Origin of the sequence: Dehalococcoides sp. (assembly GCF_041654235.1) — a bacterium.
Lineage (GTDB): Bacteria > Chloroflexota > Dehalococcoidia > Dehalococcoidales > Dehalococcoidaceae > Dehalococcoides > Dehalococcoides mccartyi_B.
In genome coordinates this window covers 1-15254 of record NZ_JBAZDW010000011.1, presented here as the reverse complement: position 1 = coordinate 15254, position 15254 = coordinate 1, and the positions used below count along the sequence as shown (strand labels likewise).

At 48.7% G+C, this 15254-nt stretch carries 14 protein-coding genes; 3 read left to right on the top strand and 11 right to left on the bottom strand.

Annotated features, from left to right (window positions below):
- The first annotated feature begins 289 nt into the window (after positions 1 to 289).
- On the top strand, positions 290 to 1276 hold the full coding sequence (locus WC259_RS02520) for an Mrp/NBP35 family ATP-binding protein (protein WP_015406776.1): 987 nt from the start codon (positions 290 to 292) through the stop codon (positions 1274 to 1276).
- A gap of 117 nt (positions 1277 to 1393) precedes the next feature.
- Here WC259_RS02520 and WC259_RS02515 read toward each other — a convergent pair whose 3' ends face one another.
- Both WC259_RS02515 and WC259_RS02510 read right to left on the bottom strand, forming a co-directional pair.
- The gene (locus WC259_RS02515; RefSeq protein WP_011308740.1) at positions 1394 to 1759 is read right to left on the bottom strand and encodes a hypothetical protein; all 366 of its coding nucleotides are present in this window, start codon (positions 1757 to 1759) and stop codon (positions 1394 to 1396) included.
- Between the two features lie 145 nt (positions 1760 to 1904).
- Positions 1905 to 2744 carry a DegV family protein gene (locus WC259_RS02510; RefSeq protein ID WP_011308741.1) on the bottom strand — a complete coding sequence of 280 codons (840 nt, stop codon included), beginning with the start codon at positions 2742 to 2744 and terminating at the stop codon, positions 1905 to 1907.
- A gap of 198 nt (positions 2745 to 2942) precedes the next feature.
- Here WC259_RS02510 and WC259_RS02505 point away from each other — a divergent pair, with 198 nt between their 5' ends.
- On the top strand, positions 2943 to 4247 hold the full coding sequence (locus WC259_RS02505; protein WP_012984070.1) for a LemA family protein: 1305 nt from the start codon (positions 2943 to 2945) through the stop codon (positions 4245 to 4247).
- Between the two features lie 62 nt (positions 4248 to 4309).
- Positions 4310 to 6229 (top strand): endonuclease/exonuclease/phosphatase family protein, encoded by a 1920-nt coding sequence (locus tag WC259_RS02500; protein WP_372643043.1) that lies wholly within the window; start codon positions 4310 to 4312, stop codon positions 6227 to 6229.
- Between the two features lie 67 nt (positions 6230 to 6296).
- On the opposite strand, the gene WC259_RS02495 is transcribed toward WC259_RS02500, so the two are convergent.
- The 9 genes from WC259_RS02495 to WC259_RS02455 all read right to left on the bottom strand — a co-directional run.
- Positions 6297 to 6779, bottom strand: a complete 483-nt coding sequence (locus WC259_RS02495; RefSeq protein ID WP_011308744.1) for a HyaD/HybD family hydrogenase maturation endopeptidase — start codon at positions 6777 to 6779, stop codon at positions 6297 to 6299.
- A 2-nt stretch (positions 6780 to 6781) separates the two neighbouring features.
- Positions 6782 to 8362, bottom strand: coding sequence for a nickel-dependent hydrogenase large subunit (locus tag WC259_RS02490; RefSeq protein WP_012984072.1), 1581 nt, complete (start codon positions 8360 to 8362; stop codon positions 6782 to 6784).
- A 30-nt stretch (positions 8363 to 8392) separates the two neighbouring features.
- A complete protein-coding gene (locus WC259_RS02485; protein WP_011308746.1) occupies positions 8393 to 9457 on the bottom strand; it encodes a hydrogenase small subunit in 1065 nt (354 codons plus the stop codon).
- Between the two features lie 52 nt (positions 9458 to 9509).
- Positions 9510 to 10313, bottom strand: coding sequence for a 4Fe-4S dicluster domain-containing protein (locus tag WC259_RS02480; RefSeq protein ID WP_011308747.1), 804 nt, complete (start codon positions 10311 to 10313; stop codon positions 9510 to 9512).
- A 677-nt stretch (positions 10314 to 10990) separates the two neighbouring features.
- Positions 10991 to 12064 carry an ABC transporter permease gene (locus tag WC259_RS02475; RefSeq protein ID WP_011308748.1) on the bottom strand — a complete coding sequence of 358 codons (1074 nt, stop codon included), beginning with the start codon at positions 12062 to 12064 and terminating at the stop codon, positions 10991 to 10993.
- Positions 12061 to 13119 carry an ABC transporter permease gene (locus WC259_RS02470; protein WP_061977021.1) on the bottom strand — a complete coding sequence of 353 codons (1059 nt, stop codon included), beginning with the start codon at positions 13117 to 13119 and terminating at the stop codon, positions 12061 to 12063. Before WC259_RS02470 ends, WC259_RS02475 begins: the two co-directional genes overlap by 4 nt.
- Positions 13116 to 13982: an ABC transporter ATP-binding protein gene (locus WC259_RS02465; RefSeq protein ID WP_012984074.1), complete on the bottom strand. Its 867-nt coding sequence runs from the start codon at positions 13980 to 13982 to the stop codon at positions 13116 to 13118. Before WC259_RS02465 ends, WC259_RS02470 begins: the two co-directional genes overlap by 4 nt.
- A gap of 11 nt (positions 13983 to 13993) precedes the next feature.
- A complete protein-coding gene (locus tag WC259_RS02460; protein WP_015406779.1) occupies positions 13994 to 14632 on the bottom strand; it encodes a TetR/AcrR family transcriptional regulator in 639 nt (212 codons plus the stop codon).
- A 180-nt stretch (positions 14633 to 14812) separates the two neighbouring features.
- A partial coding sequence (locus WC259_RS02455; RefSeq protein ID WP_372643036.1) for a DJ-1/PfpI family protein occupies positions 14813 to 15254 on the bottom strand: 442 nt, incomplete at its 5' end.

The window sequence follows — 15254 nt, the reverse complement described above, 5'->3', positions numbered from 1 at the left end:
ATACTTTTGCTGTCATAAATAATAGGGCACAGTTTTTCAGGATGTATTTGGTATGACAGTGGGTGAAATACGTTTGGCGTTTGCCAAATTTGCTCGCGTTGACGCTCCTTTTATATTGGTATAATATTACTAATGGGCATATGCTCATAATAACAAAGCAATCTTTAGACTGCAAATTGAAGTTTTATTAGCGGGGGTGGTTCCTCTAAGAAAGCGAGTAAGCTTGGTTAGCGAATTTGGCAGTGTTAATATATGGTTTAAATAAAATATGCAGGGGAATGTATAAATTATGTCTATTGAGCCTGAAATAAGGGAAACTCTGGGTAAAATAAATGTAGCCGCCAGCGGACGCACACTGGCAAACCTTAATCTTTTACGGGGTATTGAGGTTAAGCCCGATAAAATAAAAATAAGTGTAGCCGGAGCCGGTTTATCAGCAAGCAGCCAGCAAATTTTGCGGCAGGATATAAGCCTGTGTCTAAAGCCGCTGCTTAATAAACAAACGCTGGAGATTGAATATATTTCCGTGCCCTTAAATGAACTCAACCATGTTAAGAAAGTAGTAGCCGTTATGAGCGGCAAGGGCGGTGTAGGCAAATCACTTATGACCGGTCTGTGTGCAGTGGCCTTAAACCGGCAAGGATACAGGGTGGGTATACTGGATGCTGACATAACCGGTTCCAGCATACCTAAAATGTTTGGTGCAAACCAGCACCTTGCGGGAAATGAGGAAGCTATTTTGCCGGCTCAATCCCGTGCGGGTATTTCTCTGGTTTCTACCAATTTGTTATTAACCAATCAGGATGACGCTGTTATCTGGCGCGGGCCTCTTATTTCCAAGATGATTAACCAGTTCTGGGATGATGTGCTCTGGGGCGAGCTGGATTATATGGTAGTTGATTTGCCTCCCGGAACCAGTGATGCATCCCTGACGGTATTACAGTCGCTTCCTATTTCGGGTATTCTGGTGGTATTTACTCCGCAAGGTTTGGTGGAGATGGTAGCCCGAAAGGCTGTCAGTATGGCGGAGAAAATGGGGAAACCCATTATCGGTTTAGTGGAGAATATGGCTTACCTGAAAGTCCCCGAACTGGATAAAAAGATTGAAGTCTTCGGAACAGGGCATGGGGAGGAACTGGCAAAGTCAATAGGCGTGCCTTTTATAGGGCAAATGCCTTTGGATCCAGCTCTGGCGGCTTTGTGTGACAGCGGGGATATTGAAAAATACCAGCACCCTCTGCTGGATGAATTGGAAGGAGCTATATCCCGGTCATAATATACATGCAAAAGGGGCAGACCGTGAGGTCTGCCCCCTATACTTTGAATTCAGGCACTATGGACGGCCAAGAGCGGGTTTAAACTATAGCTTGGGAGTTTGAAATATATTTCAAACCTATAGGAAGAGTATTACCCCCAGTATGGCCAGTTCCAGGGCTATGGCATAAACGGCTACCACGGCCCAGTTTTTCTGCTGGACAAAGTAACCGGGGCTGTTTACGGCTGAATAGATGAACATGCCGGTTGCCAGCAGATAGATACTTTCCCCCCAGCTCTGCTCAGACAGCAAACCTGTGCCAGCCAGAATAAGCATAAGGGCGGTGGCAAATTCGGCAGCCGAGCGGAGTGTAAGCTCGTAAGTACCCCATCTGACCTTGTAACCCTTGTTGGGGTCTTGGATTGCCCGCCGGTTAAGGTTTTCCCTCCACTGAAAAATAACCAGCACCCCGGCAATTATGGAAAATATAGCTGCAAAGCTCATTTGACCCTCCCTGCGTGTTGGGTAGCTCAGGGGGTGCGAAAGAAGATTCCCTGTATTTAAATTATAGCATGTGCAGGCCGTTCGGATAATATAAAAAGGGGGGAATAACCCCCCTCAATTAAATACAGTATCTATTATATGATTATCAGGCTTCTTTATAGGCCACCCAGAGAGTGCCGGGTCCGCCGTGAGTGCCTAGGACCGCGCCCAGCTGGGCAATGATGGTTTGGTCTTTGGGGAAAATATCACTAAGCATCTCAGCCAGTTTATGGGCGGTTTCCGGAGTGGTGGAATGGATTACGCTCATATCTACGATATTTTTCCCTGTTTTGGCAAATTCCACCAAGCGTTCCAGACCTTTGCCGGTATTGCGAACCCGCCCGCAGGGTTGGTATTCTCCGTCTGCCACTGTCAGAACAGGTTTAACACCCAGCAGAGAGCCCATCAGGATTTTGGCTTTGCCCAGCCGTCCGCCTACCTGAACGTAACGCAGGGTATCAAAAAATCCCATCAGTTTTATCTTGGGGATATTGTTTTTGCAGTCTTCCACAACCTCACCCAGTTTTTTGCCTGAACGGGAGGCAATGGCGGCGGCCTTTATAACAAGCCCCATGCCCATGGAAAGCAGGCGGGAATCTATAACCTCTATCGGGCAGCTTACCCCTGAGATTTTGGCACCCTCCATCGCAGACTGGTAAGTGCCGCTGAATTTGGAAGAAATGTGTATGGATACAATGCCGGTGGCGTTATCTTTGGCCAGTTCGCGGTAAACGTTGGCAAAATCTTCGGGGCTGGGCTGGGAAGTTTTGGGGTGAATACCGCCGTGGGCCAGCCGGTCAAAGAAAGTTTCCTTGTTTATATCCACTCCGTCACGGAATACTTCGTTTCCAAAATGGACATACAGAGGTACAACCGTAATACCCAGATTTTTTACTATATCAGCCGGTAAATCAGCTGTGCTGTCAGTTACTATTTTGATAGTCATCAGGACCTTATTAACTCCTTGTCGAAATTTATGGGATAGTCCTCACAGTATACTGGTATAACACTGTTGTGTAAAATATTAACTGAAAAATCAGCCTGCGGTAATATTTAAAATACTATCCGGGCTGGCTTTTATCCGCCTGAAAGGCGGGTATGTTATTATAAAGACCGTATAAACCTTTGGATGGGGGATAGGCTGATGGAATTTCAGATTTGGGGTTATCTGGTTTTTGTACTTGGTCTGGCAGCTCTGGCGCTGGCATTTCGGACTATGCGCCGCAAACGGCTGGTAGATGATATTCCCACCTCGCGTACCCATGGAGTGTTTATCGGGCTGGTTGAGCTTAAAGGCACTGCCGAGAGTGAAAAACCTTTTACCGGTTTTCTTTCCGCCGAGCAGTGTGTTTATTACTACTACAAGGTAGAGGAACGCTGGTCGCGCATGGTGACTGAAAGTTTTACCGATGCCAAGGGACATGTCCAGTTCCGTACCCGCCAGGAAAGCGGCTGGACACAGGTGGCTTCCGGCAAAGAGATGCAGCCGTTTTATCTTAAAGACGAAACGGGGATTATCCTTATTCAGCCGGAGGGTGCAGATATTCAGCCGAAAAACCTGTTTAACCGGACCTGCGGTCAAAATGACCCGCTGTATTATGCCAAAGGCCCGGAAAGGAGTATACCAAACTCCGACCATCAGCGTCGTTTTACCGAAGAAGCTATCCCTCTGCATGCAGGGCTTTACATAATGGGTCAATCCAGAGAACGGCAGGATATAGTTGCCCCGGAGATAGCCAAGGATAAATCTGCCCCCCTGTACGTGATTTCCACCCGCACCGAAAAGCAGATAAGCCGCACTTACAGCGGCTGGTTCTGGTTTTGGGTAGGGCTGGGTTTGCTGCTGGCTTCGGGGAGCGGCCTGCTGCTGTCTCAAGAAAGTACTTCCGGTTTCAACCCTGATTTTGGGGTTGCAGTTTTGTGGCTTGGGCTTTACCTGATTTGCTGGCTGTTTGGCTGGCTGTGGGCAGGGTATAACAGTCTGGTGGGGCTAAGGAACAGGGTTTGCCAGGGATACGCCCAGGTGGATATTCAACTGAAACGCCGTTTTGACCTGATACCCAATCTGGCAAAAAGTGTGGAGGGTTTCGGTAAACACGAGCGTGAACTTCAGGAGATGCTGGCAGAAGTACGCACTATCTCAAAAGTAAACGGGCAAGACCCCAAAGATATTCAGGGTGCGTCTGCCATACTGGTTTTTAATATGGAAAGATACCCCGAACTCAAGGCGGACACTTTATTCCTGAAGATACAGGAGGAACTGGCGGCTACCGAGTCACGGATAGCTCTGGCCCGTGATTACTATAACTCTATAGCTACTTTTTACAATACCCGCCGGGAGGTATTTCCTGACCGCCTGCTGGCCGGGATTTTCGGTTTTAAAGAACGGATGCTGATAAACGCAAGCGCTCTGGAAAGGGCGGTTGTAAAGGTAAAGCTGGCAGAATAAAGGCTTTTAATATAAATGCTTTCAACTGGTTAACCTTTATTAGGAAGTGAGGTATGGCAGGCATGAAAAAATTTTTTCAAGAAAAACCGGGTGCAGTGGAATTTTTATTGCCGGCGCTGGTTTTTACACTGGCGATAAGTTTGTTTCCTCTATTCGGTTCGGGTATGACCTGGATATTGGGAGACCGCTTCGGGCAGGGGGCAGGAGTGCTGGGGTTAATAGCCCTGACTGTTTTCAGCCTGTCATTTTTGGCCAAGCCCCTGCGCCGTTTTATATGCAGTTACAAAGCCATTATTTTTAGTGCTGGCGGAGTGGGTATACTCAGCCTGCTGGCCCAGATAGGTTTTTCCGAGCCTCTTTTAAATTTTGTCTGTTCCGCTTTAGGATTGTCTCTTTTCGGTATTTTCCTGTGTGTTTATCTGGATAGTGCCCGGGTGCGCGGCCCGTCTGCGGTGGGGCATTTCGGGGCGGGTGCTGTCTTCGGATTACTGCTGAATACCGCCCTGTCTGCCGGATTTGGTACCTATGACCTGCTCAACCAGCCTTCATTTTTTCCTTTGCTGATTAGTGCTGTAATAGTGGGCTTTTTATTGTTTTTGCTTACGGTGCATATGCCTCTGGCTGAGGGGCCGGCTGCCAGTAACGACGGCCTTGGCTGGCTGGCGATAGGGCCGTTCCTCTTTTTAGAGTTGGTAGTCTTCGGGAATATTGCCCGTTTGTCTGCTCTTAGCGGTTTTTCCAGTCCGATTTCCTCGATGTTTGTGCTAGGGGCGCTTTCACTGGGTTTAGTAGGTATACTCTGGGTATTTTCACTCTCTGAAAGACACATCCGGCTGCTTACCCTGATATCCAGCCTGTGCCTGATACTCTCCCTGACCGGTATTTCTGATGGAGTGGCTTTTGTAAGCCTTATCCAGCAGGTACTGGGGCAATTGGCAGTGGTACTCCTGTTTGGGGTAATTCTCCGCTATATTGGCGGCAGGAAGGCTGATGGGCATTCTGAAAGTCTGAATCTGCCTAACGGTCTGGGTATGCTTGTATTCGTTATATTGCTGCTGGGATATTATGCTGTCTATCAGGTGGCTGTGACGTATGACAATACAGTTCTGGAGCTGGTAGCCGGACTGATAGTAGTGGGTTTGGCCCTGTATTCCGGGCGGGAGAGCCTGCCTCTGCTGGATTTCAAGAGTGACAGGTTCATTTTACCGGCCATGTCAGTTTTGCTTTTGACTCTGCCTCTTTTAGGTTTGCTTACATATAAAACACCTCCGTCTCCCCCTCAATTTGAGGGCAGTCTGCGGATTATGACTTATAATTTACATAACGGGTTTAATACTCAGGGTAAGCTGGATATGGAAGCTCTGGCAAGGGTGATTGAAGACAGCGGGGCGGATGTGGTGGCTTTACAGGAGATTTCCCGCGGCTGGGTGATAAGCGGACGGGTGGATATGCTTGAGTGGCTTTCCCAGCGGCTGAATATGTACTCTGCTTTTGGGGCTACGGCCGGTGAATACTGGGGTAATGCCATACTGTCAAAATACCCCATTCTGGATACCCATAATATCAGTCTGGAAAGTGAAGGATTGCCTATCAAACGGGGCTATCTGAATGCAGTGCTGGATGTGGGCGGCAGGTATCTGTATCTGGCGGCTACCCATTTGCATCATGTACCTGAAGAAGGAGATGTGCGCCTTATTCAGGCAGGGGAGCTGGCAGATTTTTGGGATAATGCGCCTGCAACTATAATACTGGGTGATTTTAATGCTGAACCGGATTCGGAGGAGATAGATTTACTGCGGCAGGCTGGTCTTTCTGACAGTCTGGAAGGGCAGACATCTGTCCTTACTTACCATTCAGCAGACCTGTACCAGCGGATAGATTATATCTGGGCTTCGCCTGAAATAGAGTATATAGATTCATATACCATTGTTAGCTTGGCATCGGACCATCTGGCTATCATAGCGGATATACGGCTTTCCTGAATATATTCCGGACATAAAAAAAAGGGCGGTGAAAATCCGCCCGTTTCAGTATTAGCTACTGCAGGGGTTATTTTATACCCAGTTCTTCTTTCATCATTTCCACCACCCGGTTAACAGCTTTGTCTACTGCCGGGGTCAGCTCAAATCCCGGTGCCATGCTGCCTGGCTGGATACCGTAAATGATAATATCTTTGGGCATGGCGTCATGGTATTTGGCCAGATTAAGTATCTCCATCAGTCCCATCTGGTGGAAAGAAATATCTATTTTGGGCTGGGTCTTGATATCTTCGGGGCGGAAGCGGTATATCATACCGGGTTCGTCTCCGCCGTGAACCGCATCCAGTATAAACATTTTTTCACGCCCGGATATCACGTCCAGCAAATCCATGGCGGCGGTGCCGCCGTCATACAGTTCTACATCCTCAGGAACAGGAAACCGGGATAGCCGCTCTACGCAGCGTACCCCGGCACCTTCATCACTCAAGAGTATATTGCCTGTCCCCAGGACCAATATAGGTTTGGGAGATTCATCTCCCGGATTAAAAAACATACTTAGTAGACGCGGAAGCGGCTGATTTCATTGCCCGTAGGGGAGATCAGGTGAACGGCACAGGCCAAACACGGGTCAAACGAGCGGACAATACGAACCAGCTCAAAGGGATTATCGTTATCACGTACCTTGGTTCCGATAAGAGCCTGCTCAACCGGACCGTAAACACCTTGTCCGTCCTTAGGTGAACAGTTCCAAGTAGTAGGAACTACACACTGGTAGTTGCTGATCTTGTGGTTTTCAATCTTTATCCAGTGGCCAAGAGCACCGCGGGGAGCCTCCCAGAGACCCATGCCTTCGGCACTTTCGGGTATTTCGTAATCGGCACATACCGGTTCGCCAATCTTAAGTTCCATAACCCACTTGACCATTTCATCAGCCACAATCTTGCATTCCAGAGCGCGGGCGGCGTGTCTGCCAAGGGTGCTGAAGAGGGCGGCAGGGCCGGCACCGAAATGAGCCAAGGTATCATTTACCATCTTTTGAACCACGGGGTCACCGGCTACATAATTAACCACCATACGGGCCAGAGGGCCGACTTCGTAAGGGGTGTTTTCATAGCGGGGGGCTTTGAGCCATGAATAGCCTTCAGCCTTGGTATGGTCAGGTTCGGTTACTTCGTTCAGGGGGTATTCATTGGTTTCACCCTTGAACCAGCCGTACTTGATATCTTCGGTAATCTTGTTGGGATCAAAGGTGTGGAGTGTCAGGTCGGAAGCGGAGACTGTACCCTGAGTGAAAAGCCTCTGGCGGGTAGCCAGATTAGTACCGTTTGCTTCCAGATCAAACACACCATAACTAAGCAGGTTGCCGCAACCTACGCCGATACCAAAGTAATCAGGGTAGGTCTCAGCTACTGCAATAACGTCAGGCAGGTATACATTGTCAATAAAGTGGCGCAGAGTATTCAGCTTGCTCATAAAACTTGAGATGCTGTCTATGCTTGGGTGAGAAGTAACACCGCCGGCTACCACTGCCACACTGTGGGGCATACGGCCGCTGTAGATAGCGGAGAGTTCGTGAGCCAGGCGGCGCATATTCAAAGCTTCTACGTAATGGGCAACTGCGGCTTGGGCGACCTTCTTGGGCAAACGGTAGTCGCCCTCGTATCTGGGGTAGAAGGGAGCCAGCATGGACATATCCCCGGCAGCCAGAGCCCGTGAAATAAAATCCTTGACTTTCAAAAGTTCAGGATCAGTGCCGTCGTAATCTGCTACTTCGGTTACATCTACATAATCCAAGGCGGCCAGATGGTAGAAATGGACTATATGAGAGGCAATGTAGTTGGCACCCTGAATAAGGTTGCGGAGTATCCGCCCGTTATTCGGTATCTTGTCAGCTACACCAAAGGCAGCGTCCAAATTTAAAGCGGCGGTAGTGCCGTGAGAGGTGGGGCAGACACCGCAGATGCGTTGGGTAATGTGAACAGCATCACGCGGGTCACGGTCTTTCATAAATATTTCAAAGCCGCGGAACAAAGTGCCGACACATTTGGCATCTTTAACCTCGCCGCCGTCTACGGTGGCTTCGATTTTAAGATGACCTTCAATCCTCGTTATGGGATCAATTACTATCTTCTGCATTTTCTTCTCCAAAGGTAAGATTACGGTCTACTAACCCTTTTTCGCGGCATTCCGCTTGGCTTTTTTAGCAAGTTCTACAGCAGCTACACCGGCAGTCAGTACAACGGCAGTGCCGGCAATACCGATAGCCAGTTTGTCAGTACTATTAATAACAGGCGGGGCTTCAAACATGGGAGAAACCGCATCCGGGAAGCCGGGGTGGGCACAGCCGATACAAGGCGAATCAGCTTCCACGCACCAGCGGGTTTTATTGTTCCAGAGCCTGTCAGAACAATCAGCATAGGTTACCGGGCCTTTACAACCCACCAGGAACAGGCAGTAAGGCTCAGATAGCTTGGTGGCAAACAGACCCTTTTCGTAGTGGCCGCGGCGCGGACACTGGTCATGCAGCAGTTTGCCATAGTAAGCCTTGGGACGCCCCATATCGTCAAGGTCAAGCGCGTCCAGCCCGCTCATAAGTACAGTAGCCAGAGTGCCCACTACCCAATCCGGATGAGGGGGGCAGCCGGGCAGATTTACAACAGGGGTAGTTATATTATGGTCTTTAAGAATCTCTGAAACGGCCTTGGCGCCGGTGGGATTGGGAGCGGCAGCTGTAATTCCGCCGAAAGCGGAACAGGTACCGGCAGCTACTACGGCCAGTGCCTTGGGAGCCAGGTTCAGTACGTGCTCAAGCAGGGTGATTCCTTCGCCGTCTTTTTCGCCGACTTCGGCGTAAATCCCGCCATCCTTAAGAGGTACAGAGCCTTCAATTACCAGTACAAAAGGCCCTTTAGCGGCAGTATCGGTAATAGTGTTCATAGCCAGGTCACCCTGGGCGGCCATAATGGTGGGGTGGAACTGCATGGAAACATGAGTACCGGGCACTACCGAAGTAAGCAGTAAATCCTGGATGGTGGGCGATACAACGTTGAGAGTAGAGATAGTGCAACCGTTGCAGCCGGCACCCTGTAGCCATATAACCGGGATTTCTTTCAAAGCCTCGGCAAACATTTTCTCAAATTCGGGGAGCTTCAAAGCTCCCAGACTCAGGGCGGCAGTAGAGCCGGCGGCTAGCTGTACAAAATCCCGTCTAGTAAGTTTAGTATTAAACATTTTTCCTACTCCATTCCAAAGTGGTTCTTTTGTCTAAACCTGCGTGCGCGGTCTAGTGCTTGCCAGCCTTGTTTTCAGCATGCTCAGCATCGTGTGCCTGTGCCTGAATTCTGCGGCCGCGGAAGTACCATACACCAACCATCAGCGAAGCTACTATAGAGATTTCCAAGGGTATATTGCCAAGGAATTCTCTGGTAAAGCTGGGGAAGAACTCATGCTCGTGCATGTCAAAGCCAAGCTTTTCAGGGTGAACGCTGCTTAGGTACAAAACATGAGTACCGCCAGCTTCTTTTTCACCGTAAACATAGGGGTAGTATTTGTCAGGGTTGTTTGAAAGTCTTTCATAGGCCTCTGCCAGCAGGTCAGCCCGTTCGCCAAATTTGATAGCGCCGGTGGGGCAGGTAGCGGCACAAGCCGGTTCCATACCTTCGTCTACCCTGTTCCAGCACATGGTGCATTTGGTGATTTTAGCCCAGTTGTCATCCCACTCAAACTTGGGGATTTCAAAGGGGCAGGCGTTCTGACAATAACGGCAGCCGAAGCATTTATCCTGATCCCAGACTACTGCGCCGTTAGGCCGTTTGTGGAGGGCACCGACCGGACATACCGAAACACAGGCCGGTTCATAGCAGTGCAAACATCTCTTATGAGCGAAGATCCATTGAAGTTTTCCATCTTCTTCAATTTCCCTGCACTCCAGCAGGTTGTAGTTGAATGCGTTTTGTTCCAAGGGATTGGTCACTTCAGGACTGAAAGTTGTCTTGACAGCAGGATTTTCATTCCACTGCTTACAGGCCACCTGGCAGCCTCGACAACCAGTACATCTAGTGGTATCAATCAGCATTCCATTAGGCATTCCTGTTGCCCCCCCTTGTGCTTTAATCTATAAAGGGCATCGCCCTGTATTGCATAAAACAAGTGTTACTGCGGCGGTATTTTCTAAAATGGGTTTATAACCCTCAACATTTAGAATACCTCCAAATGCCACTTACGTGCAACTTCCGGAGTTCTAATACTTTCCTTCTGCCTTCAGTCCGTTAGCACTAAGCCCTGTTGACAGCCAATAACTGGCAGAATTCCAGTTGTTAATTGATGTATTGTAACATACAGGTTTTTACATCGTCAAAGGGGTATTAGTACTTTGATACTAGGCCTTAATCGTAAAGTAAAAAATATTTCATATATTTTTACAAAAGATTATAAGGAAATAATATTGTTGGGGGTTTACCTGTTAATCAGGCAAACCGGAAAATTCCTGTAGTTTGCCTACTGAGCGAGGAATTTTAACACCCGTAATTCTGAGTGTCAAACAGAGGTTTGCTTAGGAAGCGCCTGGAGCAGGCAGAAACTGTAAAAATGAAATGACTGCAAAGGTGAAAGAACTATACAATAAGTTATGGAAAATTTGGGGGATAAACAAAAAATACGCCATTAACTAAGGAACAGGTATCCTAAGGTAGCACCGGACACAGGCATAAAAAAGCCGCCCGGTTTTAGACCGCGGCGGCTTTATATCTTAGACAAAGGATGTTATCAGGTATAAAGACGCAGGGCAGAGTTTGACATGCGGCTGACCACTTTGGAAACAGCCACCAGCAATATAACTACCAGTATTACGGATATACCTGCATTCAGGGCTATATCTGTCCAGCCTGCATCATAAACACTCAGGTCTACCACCGGTTTTAAAATATAATAGGTAGGGAAGAAGTAGCCTATCCACTGGGGTATTTGGGGGAAAAGGTAGATAAAGGCCGGTCCGAAAAGGAGCAGTCCGCCAAACTTCCAGACGGCAAAGAGGGTGTTCATATCCTTTATGAAAGCACCTGCCAGCAGCCCCAGCAGCGAGGCCATCAGCGAGCCCAATCCCAGCATAAGTATCAGGGGCAAAGGGGAGTTGCCGAAAGCGGAATTCAAAGCCAGTATAATCAGACCCATTACTACGCCCAGCAAAGTGCCTATCGCCCCCTTGGCGGTAAATATTTCGCCCAGAGTGGCCGGAGTGATATTGACCGCTTCCAGAGTGCGTTTTTGCTTTTCATCTATAAGGGAACTGGCCGGCAGCATTAGCCCGCTGAAGAACATGGCCATAAGCACTACGAAGGGGAATAACCGGTCAGCCCAGGGTACGTTCATCTCATCTCCCAGAGAGATGGAGTTTATTTCCACCGGTACGTTGGCACCCGTAATCTGCCGGGCAGTATCCGCCAGCACCGCCGGGATAATCATGCGGCTTTTAGCCAGACTTTCGCCCCAAACATAGGCATTGGCCTTGAGGGTATTGGTCTGAATAAGAGAAGTATCAAAATCTGCCGGCAGTACCAGCCCCATGTCTACTGCGCCGCTGGTAGCGGCTTCCTTCAGGGCGGCTTCGTCAGGGTATTCCTTTATCAGCAGGGTATTATTTTCTTTGAGCAGGTTTACAATCTGGGAGTTGCCCAAATCAGTCAGCCCCAGCTTGGGTTTTTCTGAAAAAATGTTGCCGAAGGCCAGAGATATAAACAGGGAAATAAGTATGGGGGTTACCACCACCATAATAAAGGTGACATCTTTCGGCCCGTGGATTACCTCACGGTTAAAAAGGGTGATTATATGTTTTATGCTCATTGGTAACGCCTCCGCAGGACAACAATACCGGCTGTTACTATTACGGCAGTAAATCCCACTAGGATAAGCAGGTTGCCGCCTACCACACTAAGGTCTGCCCCGTAGTTAACCACCCGGTTTACGGTATCTGTCAGGTAGTACGAGGGTATTACCTTAGCCCAGCTGCTGATAAGGCCGGGGAACATTATGCCCATGCCGGGTATGGCCAAGATTATAAAGAGCAACAGGCCCCAGGCGGTTACTGACATAAGGCTTTTGGTAAGTGAGGCCAGCAGGAAGCCCAGACCCGTTACCATAAGGCTGCCCAGCAGGAGTACGCCAAGGGTAATAAGCGGCTGGGAGTTGAATCCGCCAACCAGCAGCATAAAGAGAACCACTTGACCCAGCGCCATGCCTACCCCTATTATGCCTTTGGCGGCAAAGAGTTCAGGTACGGTCATGGGGGTTACCAGCAATGCTCTGGCTGTGCCCTGTTCGTTCTCTTCGGCAATCAGGCTGGCCAGACTGAGTATTTCCATCATTAAAATAAATATTGCCAGCAGGGGCACCATACGGTTACGCATGGGTATTTGTTCACCCAGCATATCCTGTCCCATTACCTGCTCATTGGTATCAAAGGTAAGTGACTGCCCGGTCTGGATATAGGAAAGCTCTTTTACCAGACTGATAACTGCATCACGCAGTTCAAGAGGGGCGGACGAGGCATAATATATTTCTATTTCAGGTTTACCGCCGGAAGCCCATGTCTGCATGATATCTGCCGGCAGGACAATGGCTACCTGTGAATCACCGTTCTCAACCGCTGCCTTGGCCTCCTCCAGCGAGGCGTAACTGGTCAGGCTGCTTGCCGGGTCAGCTACCAGAATCGAAAAAGACGGGGGCATGACCGGTGCATATATACCCGCTTTAAGCTGTTCGTCTACCTTGTTGGGCATTATAAAGAAGATAATGATATAAAATACCAGCCCGACAATAGTCATCAGCATATAAAAGCGGTTTTGAAGGAAAAGGGAAAAATCCTTTTTCAGCAGGGCTTTTATAACGCTAAAGTTCATTCAGTCAACCTCCGTCCGGTTATCTTTATAAAGATATCCTCCAGAGTGGCTTCTTCACTGTGCAGGGTCAGCACCCGCTCACTGCTGAGCAGTTTGCTAACCTCCTCGGCTGTCTTGCCGGTATCCAAGGCTATTTCCCTGTTTTCCAGCTGGCCGTTTGCACTTTTTACTTTGGCTATAAGAGAGCGTTTGCCGTACTGCTGTTTTAAGTTAACCGGGGCATCAAGTGCGGCAATAGAGCCTTCGTTGATAAAGGCCACCCGGTCACACAGCTTGTCGGCTTCCCACATGTCATGGGTGGTCAAAAATATGGTAGCCCCCCGCTTGCGTTCTTCCAGTATGATGTCACGGATAGACTCTGAAGATACAGGGTCAAGCCCGGAGGTTGGTTCGTCCATAAAGAGTATACTGGGGGTATTTACCAGTGAGCGGGCTACCATAAGGCGTTGCTTCATACCCTTGGAGTAACCGGCTACTTTGTCTTTTTCCCGTCCGGCCAGCCCCACTCTTTTTAAAAGGGCATAACCGTTAAAATTATTCACCCCGAAAAGGTCAGCAAAAAGCTGGAGGTTTTCCAGAGCGGTCATTTGTTCGTACAGATTGGTCTGTTCAAAACAGATACCTATCCGTCGGTGGATTTCTTCGGTATCTTTAGCCACATCAAATCCCAGCAGGGTAGCCCGGCCGTCCTTTGGCCTGAGCTGTCCGGTCAGCATTTTCTGGGTGGTGGTTTTGCCTGCCCCGTTCGGGCCCAGAAAACCCAGAATTTCACCTTGGGCAACCTCAAAGCTTATCTGGTTTACCGCTTTTAGGTCTCCATACCAGTAACTAAGCTTTTCCACTGAAATTGATATTTGACTCATCAGTTACTCCTTCAGCCAGTTTTTGCGTGCCCGCTCTTGATATCCGGGATAAGGCAAGCGTCTTTTTTAAAAAATCCGTACATCATTATTCGGGAAAGTTCTATCATAAGGTTTATTTTTTCTTTGGCGGGTTCAAATAAGGCGGCATTGGCGTTGAAGCCGTCACGCACCACTTTCAGGTAAATGAATACCGCTTCCTCCGAAAGGGATGGGTCTACGTATCCTTCGGCTTTGCCGTCTGCTATCAGTTTCTGCCACATAGGCTGGATTTCTTGTTGGTAGATTTCCTGTATCAGGGCGGTTACGTCATCATCCATGTGTACCAGTTTTTTCAGTATCTCTTCCGGCATTTTGCCAGCCATATCGTTCTTGTTGGATAGTATGAGCTGTATTTTAGCGGGAAAGGGCAGGGGACGGGCCATGATATCTTTTGACTGAATAAGGCTGGTGTCTATTATTTTTTCCACTACTCCATGCACCAGAGCTTTCCTGCCGCCGAAATTATTGTAAATGGTGGTGGGGGAAACTTTGGCCTTAACGGCTATATCTTCAATACTCACCTTGCCGGCATCATGCGAGTTTAAAAAAAGGTGAGTGGCGGCGGAGAGTATTTTGTCACGGCTGATATTGTTCTGTTTGGCTTTAGCCAAGTGAATATTCCCCCTCTCCAATGTGTATCAATTGTAGTAATACTATAACTTTACTACAATTAAGTCAATATCTTTTTCGGGGAAATATTTTCCGAAATCTGCAATAAATATTTCTATGCCTGCTGCAAATAGAAAAGGGGGGTTAAAACCCCCTTTTTACGTTCAGATATTGCAGGATGGTTAAACCAGCATTTCATCCCGCACTACTTTGGCTGATTGTGGTTTGGCAAACATATCCATCAGGGTCAGGGCAAAATCCATGGCGGCCTGAGGGCTTCGCCCGGTAATCAGCCTGCCCTCTACCTTTACCCGCAGGTCACAGGCGGTGCAATTTTTCAAAAGGTGCTTAACCCCCGGATATATGGCAACCTCTTTGCCGTCTATCACTCCGGCTCTGGAGAGTACTGCCGGCCCGGCACAAATAGCCGCCAGGTATTTGTTTTCGGCATGGGCGGTGCGGATAAGTTCAAGTACCCTCTGGTCTTTGCCCATATTTATAAAGCCCGGATTGCCGCCGGGCAGAACCAGCACTTCGTAATCAGTGGTCTTCAGGTCATCTATATGCATATCCGGCATTATACGGATTCCCCTTGAGCCGCCGGTAAGACTGTTTTTAAGTCCT